Source organism: Caballeronia sp., from assembly GCF_028292365.1.
In the GTDB taxonomy this organism is placed as follows: Bacteria; Pseudomonadota; Gammaproteobacteria; order Burkholderiales; family Burkholderiaceae; genus Caballeronia.
This window is the reverse complement of record NZ_JAQGMM010000529.1, coordinates 1-14005: the sequence shown is the minus strand read 5'-3', so window position 1 is coordinate 14005 and position 14005 is coordinate 1. Positions and strand designations below refer to the sequence as shown.

Here is a 14005-nt window from a genome sequence, read left to right as displayed (position 1 = left end):
ATTGTCAGGAAATCTTCGACGCAGCTCATTACCAGTTCGACCGCGACGAAACCGTCATGGCCGCGTTGGCTGCAACCGCGCCTAACTACGGCGTAGATCCGGCAAGCCCGTGGGCAGAGAAGTCGAGTGCGGAGGTCTCCGGCGACAAGCGTGACGCGCTGGGCATCCCTTTGCATCCGTTCGTCCCCAAGACCGCCCTCGCCCCTCAGGTCGAAACAGAACCCACTCCGGTTGACCGCACCGAACCGATCCCGGGGTTCGCGGCCGCTGAAGCGATTTCGCGGACGAGCGCGGAAAGCGATTTTCAAGGGGAAGGCCGCACCGAATCCCCATCGCAAGCGGTCAATCGCGCCGAGTCGGACGCACAAGCTCAAGCACCCGCCGATACCCCCGCTCGCACCGAACCGCGCACCGATTCTTTCGTGGGTCGTAACGAAGGCGATCCGCTGAAGGAATCGCGCACTGATCCGTTTATTGGCCGCACTGAAAACGAAGCGCTCAATGAGTCGCGTGCGGAGTCACGCGCAGAGTCGCGCACCGAACCGTTCGTCGGCCGGAACACCCCGCTTTCGGAGCCGGAAACGCCCGCGCCCTGCCGCCCAGTCGATACCACCATCCGCTCCGAACCCGCCCCGCTCGGCGCCGCATCCGCTGCGCCTTGGGCAGCAGACCCTGTTGAGCCGAGCTTCGGCAGCGCGGCTGCATCGTCCGAACCCGCCTCCGAGCCGTTCCCCGTTATCCGTGAAACGCGCGCGCCGGCCCGTTCGGGAATCGTGTGGAAGATCATCGGCTCTCTGATCGCGCTGGTGCTGCTTGCCACGCTGATCGCGCAGGTCGCGTGGTGGCAACGGGAGACCGTGATGGTCTACTGGCCCGCCTCGCAGCCGCTCTTCGCGCAAGCGTGCCAGCAGATTGGTTGCGTGGTCGCGCCGCCGCGGGATATTGACGGCCTGCAGATCGAGAACTCGGGTCTGCGCCAGGTGGACGGATCGCACAAGCTTGAACTGAAACTCTCGCTACGCAATCGCTTCGACGTGGCGATCGCCTATCCGGCGCTGGAGCTCACCCTCCTCGACGACAAGAACAACGTCGCGATCAGGCGTGTCCTGTGGCCGCGAGACTACGCGCGTCCGGGCACGGTGATCGGCGCAGGCCTCGCCGCCCGTAGTACGCAGCCGGTGATCGTCCGGCTCGATACCGGCGACGCGGTCGCGGCGAATTATCGTGTGCAGATTTTTTATCCCTGATCGGCACCGGCTGACGCGGGTCTGCCGATGCGCGTCTGCTACACGCCTTTACGCTTGACCGCTTTCGACGCGTTTTTCCGCGCGTTTCTATCATTAGCCAGTCGTTTTTTCCGCGCGTGTCGCTCGTCCGTCCCCGGTCGAACGACGCGCATATTCCCTGAACATCAGACACTTTCTGGAGTAGACATGAGCCAAGTTACCCTCGGCGGCAACCCGATCGACGTGGCAGGCACGTTCCCGGCAGCCGGTGCAAAAGCAGTCGATTTCACCCTGGTCGGCAAGGATCTGGGCAACCTGACACTGGCGAGCTTCGCCGGCAAGCGCAAGGTCCTGAACATCGTGCCTAGCCTCGACACGCCGACGTGTGCCACCTCCACGCGCAAGTTCAACGTCGCCGCAGCCGGCCTCGACAACACCGTCGTCGTGGTTGTGTCGGGCGACCTGCCCTTCGCAGCAACGCGCTTCTGCACGACGGAAGGCATCGAGAACGTGGTGACGGCATCGACGTTCCGCGGCCATGACTTCGCGAAGGCCTACGGCGTCGATGTCACGAGCGGACCGCTGACGGGTCTGACGGCGCGCGCAGTGGTCGTGATCGATGAAAACGACAAGGTGCTGTACTCGGAACTCGTGCCGGAAATCAAGAACGAGCCGAACTACGATGCAGCGCTGGCCGCGTTGAAGTAAGCATCGAAGAACGCGGGTCGATTACGGCCTGCGATTCTCCGAGCGGCGAACCGCATCTCGATTCCACTCTGGATCCATCCCTCGCCGCGCCGGATAAACACCCGAAGCAAGACAGTTGTTCAGTCAGCCGTGGCGGGTTCAACCTGCCACGGCCGTCAGCGGCAATGCGCATCCGTGACGGGGTGGAACACCCGCCGCGTGACGAATGCGCAGCGTTTCATGCAGGCATGCACGGTGCACAGGAACTCAAGCCTGCGCGCACTTTTATCGACGCACTTTTATCGACGCCATTCGATCGACGCCATTCGATCAATTTACTTTCAGGGAATTCGCCAGTGTCTACGCTCATCTGCGGCTCGCTTGCCTACGACAACATCATGACTTTCCAGGGCCGCTTCGGCGACCACATCCTGCCGGACCAGGTGCATCAGTTGAACATCAGCTTCCTCGTCCCCACGATGCGGCGCAATTTCGGCGGCTGCGCGGGCAACATTGCCTACGCGCTGAACCTGCTCGGCGGCGACGCAAAGATCATGGCGACCCTTGGCGAAGCCGATGCCCAGCTTTATCTCGATCGTTTCGATGCACTGGGTTTGTCGAGGGAATATGTGCGCGTCCTGCCGGATCAGCACTCGGCGCAATGCTTCATCACCACCGATCTCGGCAACAACCAGATCACCGCGTTCCACCCGGGCGCGATGATGGATTCGCACCTGAACCACGCAGGCGAAACCAAGGGCATCACGCTGGGTATCGTTGCACCGGACGGGGCTGACGGCATGCGCCAGCACGTCGAGGAACTGGCGGCAGCGGGCGTGCCCTTCGTCTTCGATCCAGGCCAGGGCCTGCCGATTCTCGAAGGTGTGGAACTTCGTCGCATGATTGAACTCGCCACTTACGTGGCAGTCAATGATTACGAGGCGAAATTGCTGAGCAACAAGACAGGCTGGTCGATCGACGAAATGCTGAGCCGCGTGCAAGCGCTCGTGATCACGCGTGGCGAACACGGCGCGCAGATTTTGCACGCTGACGGTATCGAAGAAATTCCGGCCGTGACGGCGCAGAAAGTCGTCGACCCAACGGGTTGCGGCGACGCGTTCCGCGGCGGTTTGCTGTACGGCATCGAGAACAAGCTGGGTTGGGCAAAAACGGGCCGTCTCGCCAGCCTGATGGGTGCGCTGAAAATCGAACATCAGGGACCGCAGACATATGCGCCCACCCGCGCCGAGATCGGCGAGCGCTTCAGGCTGGCGTTTGGTTCGGCGCTCTAACGGTTTTGATCGGTGCAGTACGGAAGGTTGAAATGAGCAAGCTTGAAATGCGCAGGGTTGAAATGAGCAGGATTGAAATGAGTCATTGAAGCGGATTTGAGCGACGCTTCAGCAATGACCTGATGTAGCAGGCTGTTGGCTTTTCCGGGCAACAGCCTGCCGTAATTTAGTGGAGTGAAGAATGAAGATGACAAGTCGTATGGCGCTGGCAGCAGCGCTGATTAGTACCGTCGCCTTGACGGGATGCGCCTATAACAGCAGTTCGCCCGATGTGTACACCGCGTCGCAAGCCCAGCGCGAGGAGACGGTCCGCATGGGTACCGTCGACAGCGTGCGCGGCGTGAAGATCAGCACGAACAACGGCCAGCCTAGCGGGCTTGGTGCTATCGGCGGCGGCGCACTGGGTGCAGTGGCAGGCAGCGCGCTCGGCGGCGGGCGTGGCTCGATCCTGACGGGTATCGTCGGCGGGATCGCGGGCGCGGTGGCTGGCAATGCGGTCGAGAACGGCGTTGCTACCCAGAACGGACTGGAGATCACCGTGCGCCTGGATAACGGCGACATGCGCGCCATTACGCAAACCGCGACCGGCGAAGTATTCCAGGCCGGTGAGCGCGTCCGGTTGTTGTCGAGCGGCGGTGTGACGCGAGTGACGCACTAGCGGATGAAGGACGTGCTGGCGTGATTGAGAATCGGTCATGCCGGGGTAGCAGAAAAGCGCATGCGCCTTCGGGCACATGCGCTTTTTTTCGTCGGTGAGTCTGGTGTGCCTTCGGTGTGCGTTTGCTGCGTGGATGCTGAGAGCCCCGCTGCTGCTTCACACCCTCTCCACATCTGACAGCCAATAAAAAACCCGCTGCCGGCTATCGCCGGGAGCGGGTTTGGACCATGTAGCACTACACGGTCACGAGACACATCGCGTGTGTCGAAGCACTGCCGAAGTACAGTTACTACCTGCGCTTACGGACGGCTGCCCGTCGGGAACGGCCATGCAGCGGCCGGATTCAACGCCGTCTTGACCGTTGCAGCCGGGGCCGGCGCTGCAGGTGTCGTTGCCGTCGCCGGCGCTACTGCAGCCGTCTTCTTCGCAGCGGCAGCCTTCTTGGCCGGAGCCTTTTTAGCAACCGGAGCGGGCGCTGCAGCAGGAGCCGCAGCCGGAGCAGCAGCTACGGCAGCCTTCTTCGCAGCAGGGGCAGCCTTCTTGGCGGGCGCAGCCTTCTTGGCGGCCGCCTTTTTGGCAGGTGCCTTCTTAGCAGGCGCCTTTTTAGCAGCGGCCTTTTTAGCGGCAGCCTTTTTGGCAGGGGCCTTTTTAGCCGCAGCCTTCTTGGCAGGCGCCTTTTTAGCTGCAGCCTTCTTCGCAGGCGCCTTCTTGGCGGCAACCTTCTTAGCCGCTGCCTTCTTCGCAGGAGCCTTCTTGGCTGCAACCTTCTTCACGGCAACCTTCTTGGCCGCAACCTTCTTCGCAGGCGCTTTCTTGGCTGCAACCTTCTTCGCTGCAACCTTCTTCGCCGCGACCTTCTTCACTGCGACTTTCTTGGCTGCAACCTTCTTCACTGCAACTTTCTTGGCTGCCGGTGCCTTCTTCGCTACCGTTGCCTTCTTGGCAGCCGTTTTCTTAACAGCCGGTTTCGCTGCAGCTTTCTTTGCGACGGATTTCTTGGCTAATGCCATCATTTTCTCCTTCAGGTTTCAAGATGAGAGTCAGTTCAAACAACACCCTTCGTCAAAACCCGCTTCCCGCGTGGGCTTCTCAGGACGCACGCTGCGAAGCGGATTATTCATCGGCGTACGCTGATGGAGCCTGCTTACGCTAATGAATACGGCAAGGCGCGCGGTGCCACAAGGCACCGCGCGCCAAATTAAGTCAGCACCAGAAGAAGGTGCCGGCAATCGCTTGATCGGGCCGTCGGCGTTGCCGACGGCATATTTCGGGGGGAAGTTTGCCCGTCCCACTGAAGGGTCCGCAAAACGCCTGTCATCTTTTTGGGCTGTTAAGCCACAAGGCGCACTTTGCATCAGGCGACCGTTCTCCTAAACCTGTTGGCCGGCGCGCGCGCAATCGTGATCGCACGCAATGGCGCCGGTTTGCCATTCATCCCGTCTACTCGGCGCCCTCTGCGGGCGCCCGGTCTTCATTTGATTCCTGCATCTGATTCAGGCGGCAATGCGTCCATTGCCGCCGGCTGACGCTGATTCGCTGACTCTCTTATTCCCAGGTCAGCGCGCCGCCTGTCTGATATTCGATCACTCGCGTCTCGAAGAAGTTGCGTTCCTTCTTCAAGTCGATCATCTCGCTCATCCACGGGAACGGATTTTCTTCGTTCGGGAACAGCGGGTCGAGGCCGATCTGCTGGCAACGACGGTTACAGATGAACCGCAAATAACTCTTGAACATCGAGGCATTCAGACCGAGCACGCCGCGCGGCATCGTGTCTTCTGCGTACCGGTATTCCAGTTCGACCGCTTCCTTGAAGATCTCGCGGATCTCCGCGCGAAATTCCGGCGTCCATAGTTGCGGCTCTTCCAGCTTGATCTGGTTGATCAGGTCGATGCCGAAGTTGCAGTGCATCGACTCGTCGCGCAGGATGTACTGATACTGCTCCGCCGCGCCCGTCATCTTGTTCTGGCGACCCAGCGCCAGGATCTGCGTAAAGCCGACGTAGAAGAAGAGCCCTTCCATCACGCAAGCAAACACGATCAACGACTTCAGCAATTTCTGGTCCGCTTCAAGCGTCCCGGTCGTGAAGGCCGGATCGGTCAGCGTGTTGATGAACGGAATCAGGAACTCGTCTTTCGCGCGGATCGAGTCGACCTCGTGATACGCGTTGAAGATTTCGCTCTCGTCCAGACCCAGCGACTCGACAATGTACTGATACGCGTGCGTGTGAATCGCTTCCTCGAACGCCTGACGCAGCAGGAACTGCCGGCACTCGGGCGCTGTGATGTGGCGATACGTCCCGAGCACGATGTTGTTGGCGGCGAGCGAGTCGGCCGTGACGAAGAAACCGAGGTTGCGCTTCACAATCCGGCGTTCGTCGTCGGAGAGGCCGTTCGGGTCCTTCCACAGCGCGATGTCGCGCGACATGTTCACTTCCTGCGGCATCCAGTGGTTTGCACAACCCGCCAGATACTTTTCCCACGCCCACTTGTACTTGAACGGCACCAACTGATTCACGTCGGTCTTGCCGTTGATGATGCGCTTGTCCGCCACATTCACCCGCTTTGCACTGGCCGCCGCGATGTCGCTGGCGCTGGGTGCTGCGGGAGCAACGAAGTCGCTCGCAAAAATATTCGGTGCCGCTGACGTTTGATGAGCCGTTTGAAGAACGCCATGACCAGCGGCTTGCGTGGCTGCATGCGAAGTGACTGGAGCTGCAGCACGCGATGCCTGGCTGACTGCTTGGCTGAAACCCGCAACCTGGCCCGCCGGGTTACGCAACGTGTTGTGTTGCGAACCGTTCGAGGGAGTTACGGCAGTGGTCTCGTCATCCCAGTTGAGCATAAATTATCACCATCAATTTAGATCGGTTTGTACCATCTTTCCATGAGCGATAAAAGAGCTTGCTCATAAAAATCCTGTTTTAGTGTTGACGCTGCTACTTGCATACAACACTTTGCGTTGAGCTCACTGCGTGAAGCTTCATGCGAAGTCTCTTTGAATGTGTTCGATGCAGTGCTTGCTCGGTGCTTCTTCAAGCTCTTTCAGTGTTGCTTTTGCTTGGAGCGCTGCATCGTCCGGCTCTGCTTTGAATCGTGTTGCATGCGGTCTTGCGTTGGGTCTTGCGTGCGAAGTCAGCGTGGTCGTCGAGCGTGGAAATTAAAGTGGAAACTGAAGCGTGAGATCGAACAGCTTGCACTGCATGATTGCTTCGATAAAAACCTGGCGAGTCTCTCGCGAGTCGCTCACCTTCGCGACTCGTGCGAACCGATTGAACCAGACTTCCGATCGTGATCTTCGACGATCCGCTTCAACCTGCTTTTCGAGCGCTCCCGACTCTAAAAAATCCGTTGCACCGAGCTCGCGACTACACGTGTCTTGCTGCGGGAAAAGAGTCGCCGGCGCGTCTCGTTTCCATGTCGAAAGTGTAGCACTCGACGCCGTCATCGCAAAGGCAAAACCACAAAATATTGGGTCTTTTGCGCTTGTGACGACTACCTATAGTGCAAGCGACGACGTCATGCAAGAGCAGATTTCAAGCGTGAAAATGCGCTTACGAAACCACTGGACGCGCACCCGGATCACCCGGCAGCAGCCGCTTGCACACGGCTTCTCAACCGTGTTTGCCGCGCAGTGGCGTAAGCAATTCGCGCAAGTTGTTGTGATCGATTTCGTGCATCAACGCGAGCAACCGGCCGAGTTGTCCTGCAGGAAAACCCTCACGCGCAAACCATGCAAGATAGTGGCCGGGCAGGTCCGCGATCAAGCGATCCTTGTACTTTCCATAAGGCATCTTCTGCGTGACGAGACGCTGCAAATCTTCCGGGTCCATCGTCGTTCTCCTTGGGTTTTATCGTCGCTGAGTGTCGCTTACGCGTCGCTCATCTCGGCACTTCGCGATGTCGCTGTCATGATATCGATGCCATAATCCCAGCTTCCCGCCGCGAAGAGATCCCCTTCCGTTCTCCATGTCGCTAGCCATCAAAGCTTTCGTTGCCCCTCTCATCGTCGCCTGTGCGATGTTCATGGAAAGCGTCGATGCCAACGTCATCGTCACCGCAATCCCCGAAATGGCCAAAGCATTCGGCCGCGATCCCGTCACGCTGAAGATCGCCGTCACCAGTTACGTGCTCGGCCTCGGGGTCTTCATCCCGATCTGCGGCTGGGTCGCCGACCGCTTCGGCGCGCGCACGATCTTCCGCCTCGCTATCGGCATCTTCGTCGCCGGCTCGCTCTTGTGCGCCGCGTCCACCTCGCTGATCCCGTTCACGCTCGCGCGTTTCGTCCAGGGCGTCGGCGGCGCAATGATGGTGCCCGTCGGGCGGATCATCATCTTCCGCTCGGTACGCCGCTCCGAGTTCATCCGCGCGATGAACTACCTCTCGCTACCCGCCATGCTCGGCCCCGCCGTCGGGCCACTGCTTGGCGGCTTCATCACCACCTATCTGCACTGGCGCCTGATCTTCTTCATCAACATCCCGATCGGCATCCTTGGCATCTACCTGACGAACCGTTACATCGGTAACGCTCGCGAGCCGCATCCCGGACGGCTCGACTGGTTCGGTTTCTTTTTGTCAGCAAGCGGCGGCACATTGTTCCTGCTCGGACTCTCGCTGATCGGCGGCGAGTTGGTCTCCAATCTGACCGCGACAAGCATGACGCTCGGCGGTGTGGCCTTTCTCATCGTGTATTTGCTGCACTCGCGACGCGTAAAAATACCGCTCCTCGATTTGCGTTTCCTGCGTGTACCGACGTTCCAGGCGAGCGTGATGGGCGGCTCGCTGTTTCGCATCGGCCTGGGCGCTGTGCCGTTCCTGCTCCCGCTCGCCATGCAGGAAGGCCTCGGCATGAGCGCGTTCAAGTCCGGCTCGATCACCTGCGCGTCCGCGTTCGGCGGCATGTTCATGCGCTCGCTCGCGTCGCGCGTGCTGCACCGGTACGGCTTCCGGCAGACGCTGATGGTTAACGCGGCGCTGTCGGGTATCGCGATCGCCGCCTGCGGCATGTTCTATCCGGGGACGCCGACGTGGATCATCTGGGCCGTCGTGCTGCTTGGCGGTTTTTTCCCGGCGTTGCAATTCACGAGCCTCAATTCGCTGACGTATGCCGAGATCGAAAGCCGCGACGTGGGCCGCGCGACGAGTCTCGGGAGTTTTATCCAGCAGGTGTCGCTGGGGTTGGGCGTGACAATCGGCGGGATCGCGCTGCAGGTTTCGCATGAGCTGCAGGGACATCCGCACATCGTCTGGTCAGATTTCTGGCCGGCGTTTGTGGTCGTTGGATTGTTTTCGTTCCTTTCGATTCCGATTACCGCGAAGCTGGGACGGGACGCGGGGCATGAGATATCGAGGGGCACGCGCGGGTGAAGCGGGTGTGCGGCGCGGGTGTGTGGCGCTTCGCCAAAGGCGGTGACGAACCATTCGGTCCGGTCCGGTCCGTAGTTGAAAAGCCCCAAGGCGGCGTCGGGTCTCAAACGCTGCCACGCTGCTGAACTCGGCGAGCATACATGTAGAAGGCTCCGTCCGAATCCGCCCGCCAAGACGATTGGGGAAAGGGCAACCGCTTCAGGACCGTGGCTCAGATCTCATACGCTGAAGCGATCGGAGTTCAGCGAGCACAAATAGAAAAGGCCGGTTCCGAATTCGCCTGCCCTTTCCGACATGGAAAGAACCAACGTTTCGCACCGGCCTTCAATCTCACCGCTATCTGACTAGCGAGAGGCCGATTACATCGGTCTCTCGCCCACTACCGCTTACTGGCAAGCCTCGCACTCGTCGAAGCCGGCGTCGCCCGGACGCATCATGCAGACCGGACCATCGGCCTCTGCTTCAGCCGCAGCGGCAATCGCCGGCGCCGCAACCGCAGCGGCGTTGAAACCACCTGTGGACGACCCATGCGAACCCTGCGAACCAAAACCGTTGCCGTTTGCGCCTGAAGCACCACCCTCGCCGTTGCCCGAATTACCCGAAGGCACCGAGTTCAGTTGACCGTGAGCGACCGTCGACTTCTCGACGTGCGTGGCGGCCATCGTGCGGAGGTAGTACGTGGTCTTCAGACCGCGCAGCCACGCCAGCTTGTACACCTCGTCCAGCTTCTTGCCCGACGCGCCACCCATATAGATGTTCAGCGATTGCGCCTGGTCGATCCACTTCTGACGGCGCGACGCAGCCTCCACCACCCACGTGGCATCGAGTTCGAACGCCGTTGCGTAGATTGCCCGCAGATCGGCCGGAACCCGGTCGATGCGCGACAGCGTGCCGTCGAAGTACTTCAGGTCCGAGACCATCACTTCGTCCCACAGGCCGCGTTCCTTCAGGTCACGCACCAGGTAATCGTTCACGACCGTGAATTCACCCGACAGATTCGACTTCACGTACAAATTCTGGAACGTCGGCTCAATACACGCCGACACGCCGATGATGTTCGAAATAGTCGCGGTCGGAGCGATCGCCACGCAGTTCGAGTTGCGCATGCCGTAGTTGGCGATCCGCGAACGCAGCTCGGTCCAGTCCATCGACGCGCTGTCGTCCACTTCCACATACCCGCCGCGGGCTTCGGCCAGAAGCTTCAGCGAATCCTGCGGGAGAATGCCGCGATCCCACAGCGAGCCGCGATAGCTCGAGTAACGACCGCGCTCTTGCGCCAGTTCCGTCGATGCGTAGTAAGCGTAGTAGCAGACCGCTTCCATCGACGTATCGGCGAATTCGACCGCTTCCTTCGACGCATAGGGCGTGCGCAGCAAGTGCAGGCAGTCCTGGAAGCCCATGATGCCCATGCCGACCGGACGATGCTTCAGGTTCGAATTACGCGCTTTGGCGACGGCGTAGTAATTGATGTCGATCACGTTGTCGAGCATGCGCATGGCGACGCTGACGGTGCGCTTCAGTTTCTCGTGATCGAGCGCCAGCGTGCCGTCAGCTTGCTTCTTCATGTGCGCGACGAGGTTCACCGAGCCGAGATTACAGACGGCGATTTCGGTGTCGCTGGTGTTCAGCGTGATTTCCGTGCACAGGTTCGACGAGTGGACAACACCCACGTGTTGCTGCGGCGAACGGATGTTGCACGGATCCTTGAACGTGATCCACGGGTGACCCGTTTCGAACAGCATGCCCAGCATCTTGCGCCACAGTTGCGCTGCCGGCACCTTCTTGAACAGCTTGATCTCGCCGCGCGCAGCCTTCTCTTCATACGCCACGTACGCTTTTTCGAACGGTGCGCCGAACAGGTCGTGAAGGTCCGGGCAGGTTGCCGGCGAGAACAGCGTCCAGTCGCCGTTTTCGTGAACGCGCTTCATGAACAGGTCGGGAATCCAGTTCGCCGTGTTCATGTCGTGCGTGCGGCGACGGTCATCGCCCGTGTTCTTGCGCAGTTCCAGGAATTCTTCGATATCCAGATGCCACGTTTCCAGGTACGCGCAGACCGCGCCCTTGCGCTTGCCGCCCTGGTTCACCGCGACAGCCGTGTCATTGACGACCTTCAGGAACGGCACCACGCCTTGCGACTTGCCGTTCGTGCCCTTGATGTGCGAACCGAGCGCACGAACGCGCGTCCAGTCGTTGCCCAGGCCGCCTGCGAACTTCGACAGCAGCGCATTTTCCTTCAGCGCTTCGTAGATGCCGTCGAGGTCGTCGGCGACCGTCGTCAGGTAGCACGACGACAATTGCGAACGGCGCGTGCCGGAGTTGAACAGCGTGGGGGTGGACGACATGAAGTCGAAGCTCGACAGCACGTTGTAGAACTCGATCGCCCGCGCTTCGCGGTCGATTTCGTTCAGCGCCAGGCCCATTGCAACGCGCATGAAGAACGCTTGCGGCAATTCGATGCGCTTGGTTTCATTGTGCAGGAAGTAGCGGTCATACAGCGTCTGCAGCCCGAGATAGCCGAATTGCAGATCGCGGTCGGCGTCGAGCGCGGCGCCCAGGCGCTTCAGGTCGTACTGCTGGAGCTTTTCGTCGAGCAGTTCCGCTTCCACACCCTGCTTGATGAACAGCGGGAAGTATTCAGCGTAGCGCGTGGCCATTTCGCCTTGCGAGACATCTTCTTCCAGGATTTCGCGACGGATAGTGTGCAGCAAGATGCGCGCGGTGACCTGGCTATACGCCGGGTCCTTTTCGATCATGGTGCGCGCGGCAAGAATGGCCGAGTCATAGACTTGCGCCATCGGCACGCCGTCGTACAGGTTCTTCACCGTTTCCGCGACGATCGGGTCAGCGTTCACTTCGCTGCCGAGATTCACGCACGCTTCGTTGATGCGCGCCTTCAACGCGTCCAGATCCAGCGGATGCGACACGCCGTTGTCGATCACGTTGATGCCCAGCGCGTTCGCCCGCGTTTCCGGTGCATGCGCGCGCTCTTGCGTGCGCTTCTCGCGATACAGCACGTATGCGCGCGCCACGTTGTGCTCGCCGCCGCGCATCAGCGCGAGTTCGACCTGATCCTGGATATCTTCGATATGAAACGTACCGCCGTTCGGACGGCTGCGAACCAGCGCCCGGATGACGCTTTGCGTCAGCTGTTCGACCAGCTCGCGCACGCGCGCCGAGCCTGCGCCCTGACCGCCGTTCACGGCCAGGAAAGCCTTCGTCACAGCGATGGAGATCTTCGACGGCTCGAACGACACCACGGTCCCGTTGCGGCGGATGACTTTGTAGTCGGCCAGGGTGGCGTCCGGTGCAAGTCCGCTGGTGCTCGGCTGACCCTGTACGCCGATTGGCCGCACGGAGGCGCCCTCGTAGGAAGTCGTGGCGTTGTCGGTGGTTTGCATGTGCAAATCTCCAGGTGTTCGATAGTGCGGAACGTCCGCGGATTGTTGAGATGCGTGCCGCGCGTGGTGGTTGCCTGTTGCTGCTTTGTTGCTGTTCACTACTTTTGCCAACCACGCACGACGATGAAATTGAAAATTGAAAATGGCTTGGCCGGGAAAATTGCCGGTGCCGTTCTTGCGTTCAGTCCGATGATTTTTCCATGGACCGATACGCTTCAAACCGACGAAGACAACCTCTCTTGCTACGCCCGTTTGCCTCGGTCTTTCAAACTGCATGCCGACGTTTTTTACGCGACAAATCAGTTGCTTATCCGGTGTTTTCTTCTATGGCCGGGAAAGCATACGGCGCCGGCTCTACGAGCGGGGCGCCGCCTGGACAACACAACATATAGTGCGAATTACGTCTCTGAGCACCAAGTATAGTGGCATTCCGCACAGTCTCAAAAACTTTTATTTGCTGAAGAATAGCCCTTAGAGGGTTGACTTTTGAAATGCCAAAGTCGGATAAGGGAAAGCGCGCCAAGGTGCTGGGAACACACGCGAACTCGCTGCAATGCAAAATGAAAGCAGCTCAGATCCGTTGGAAGCGATCAGGCACGGCTGGCGCCAAGCCAGCGAACGATGGCTAGCCGCAGCGCGTCAAAGTGGCTCACTCGGCTCAGTGACTCACGCGGCAACACACTCAATCACGGGTGAACGAGCAGCGAATCAAACGTCAGCGAGATAGGGAAAGTACTGAGGTGGAAGTTGTGTATCGCGTTGCAATCGCGACCACTCGAAGTACGGGCCGGGATCGGTTTTACGACCCGGCGCGATGTCCGAATGACCGGCTAGCGCTTCGATCGGATAGCGTCGGGTGAGCGCCTGGACTACATCGTTGAGCGACACGTATTGTCCGTCCTCGAACGCACATCGATCACTGCCTTCCAGTTCGATACCCACCGAAAAGTCGTTGCATCGCTCGCGGCCGAGAAAGCTCGACACGCCCGCGTGCCATGCGCGCTCGTTGCACGACACGTACTGCTCGATACGGCCATCGCGATGAATCACGAAGTGCGACGAGACCCGCATGCCGCGCAAGTGGTCGTAATACGGATGAGCATCGTGGTCGAGACGGTTCTGGAAGAACTCGGCGATGGCGCTGCCGCCGAATTCATCGGGCGGCAAGCTCATGTTGTGAACCACAACGAGCGTGGGCTCGATCCCCCCCGGACGCGCTTCGAAATTCGGAGACGGCAGCCGGAGAGCCGCCGTGTACCAGCCGTCGGCATCGATCAAACCGGCCACGCTCATCGAGCGTCGCGGCCGGTGGGATGAGTGGCGTAGCGCTGGGCGTGATCGGAGCAACAGAAGCGATGCCCGGCCGCGACAATCGCTTCAC

General features: G+C 60.1%; 11 protein-coding genes. 5 read left to right on the top strand and 6 right to left on the bottom strand.

Going from position 1 to position 14005, the window contains the following annotated elements; translation table 11 throughout:
* The first annotated feature begins 11 nt into the window (after window positions 1-11).
* The 4 genes from JWR14_RS31195 to JWR14_RS31180 all read left to right on the top strand — a co-directional run bounded on the left by JWR14_RS31195 (window position 12) and on the right by JWR14_RS31180 (window position 3863).
* The gene (locus JWR14_RS31195; RefSeq protein WP_299717106.1) at window positions 12-1247 is read left to right on the top strand and encodes a DUF3426 domain-containing protein; all 1236 of its coding nucleotides are present in this window, start codon (window positions 12-14) and stop codon (window positions 1245-1247) included.
* A 186-nt stretch (window positions 1248-1433) separates the two neighbouring features.
* Window positions 1434-1934 (top strand): thiol peroxidase, encoded by a 501-nt coding sequence (tpx, locus tag JWR14_RS31190; RefSeq protein ID WP_089162418.1) that lies wholly within the window; start codon window positions 1434-1436, stop codon window positions 1932-1934.
* Window positions 1935-2269: 335 nt separating this feature from the next.
* A complete protein-coding gene (locus JWR14_RS31185) occupies window positions 2270-3205 on the top strand; it encodes a carbohydrate kinase family protein (protein ID WP_299717104.1) in 936 nt (311 codons plus the stop codon).
* A 181-nt stretch (window positions 3206-3386) separates the two neighbouring features.
* Window positions 3387-3863 carry a glycine zipper 2TM domain-containing protein gene (locus JWR14_RS31180; protein WP_299717103.1) on the top strand — a complete coding sequence of 159 codons (477 nt, stop codon included), beginning with the start codon at window positions 3387-3389 and terminating at the stop codon, window positions 3861-3863.
* A gap of 299 nt (window positions 3864-4162) precedes the next feature.
* Here the strand turns inward: JWR14_RS31180 and JWR14_RS31175 are convergent, their stop codons facing one another.
* The 4 genes from JWR14_RS31175 to JWR14_RS31160 all read right to left on the bottom strand — a co-directional run bounded on the left by JWR14_RS31175 (window position 4163) and on the right by JWR14_RS31160 (window position 7692).
* A complete protein-coding gene (locus JWR14_RS31175) occupies window positions 4163-4873 on the bottom strand; it encodes a histone H1-like repetitive region-containing protein (protein WP_299717105.1) in 711 nt (236 codons plus the stop codon).
* A gap of 30 nt (window positions 4874-4903) precedes the next feature.
* Window positions 4904-5218, bottom strand: coding sequence for a hypothetical protein (locus tag JWR14_RS31170; protein WP_299717102.1), 315 nt, complete (start codon window positions 5216-5218; stop codon window positions 4904-4906).
* A gap of 190 nt (window positions 5219-5408) precedes the next feature.
* A complete protein-coding gene (locus JWR14_RS31165; RefSeq protein ID WP_299717101.1) occupies window positions 5409-6704 on the bottom strand; it encodes a ribonucleotide-diphosphate reductase subunit beta in 1296 nt (431 codons plus the stop codon).
* A gap of 769 nt (window positions 6705-7473) precedes the next feature.
* On the bottom strand, window positions 7474-7692 hold the full coding sequence (locus tag JWR14_RS31160) for a DUF3820 family protein (protein ID WP_299717100.1): 219 nt from the start codon (window positions 7690-7692) through the stop codon (window positions 7474-7476).
* Between the two features lie 136 nt (window positions 7693-7828).
* Between JWR14_RS31160 and JWR14_RS31155 the strand changes: the two genes are divergently transcribed.
* Window positions 7829-9226, top strand: coding sequence for an MFS transporter (locus tag JWR14_RS31155; RefSeq protein WP_299717099.1), 1398 nt, complete (start codon window positions 7829-7831; stop codon window positions 9224-9226).
* Window positions 9227-9612: 386 nt separating this feature from the next.
* On the opposite strand, the gene JWR14_RS31150 is transcribed toward JWR14_RS31155, so the two are convergent.
* A complete protein-coding gene (locus tag JWR14_RS31150) occupies window positions 9613-12624 on the bottom strand; it encodes a ribonucleoside-diphosphate reductase subunit alpha (RefSeq protein ID WP_299717098.1) in 3012 nt (1003 codons plus the stop codon).
* Between the two features lie 708 nt (window positions 12625-13332).
* Entirely contained in the window at window positions 13333-13917 is a 585-nt protein-coding gene (gene ampD / locus JWR14_RS31145; protein WP_299717097.1) for a 1,6-anhydro-N-acetylmuramyl-L-alanine amidase AmpD, read from the bottom strand.
* Between the last annotated feature and the right edge of the window lie 88 nt (window positions 13918-14005).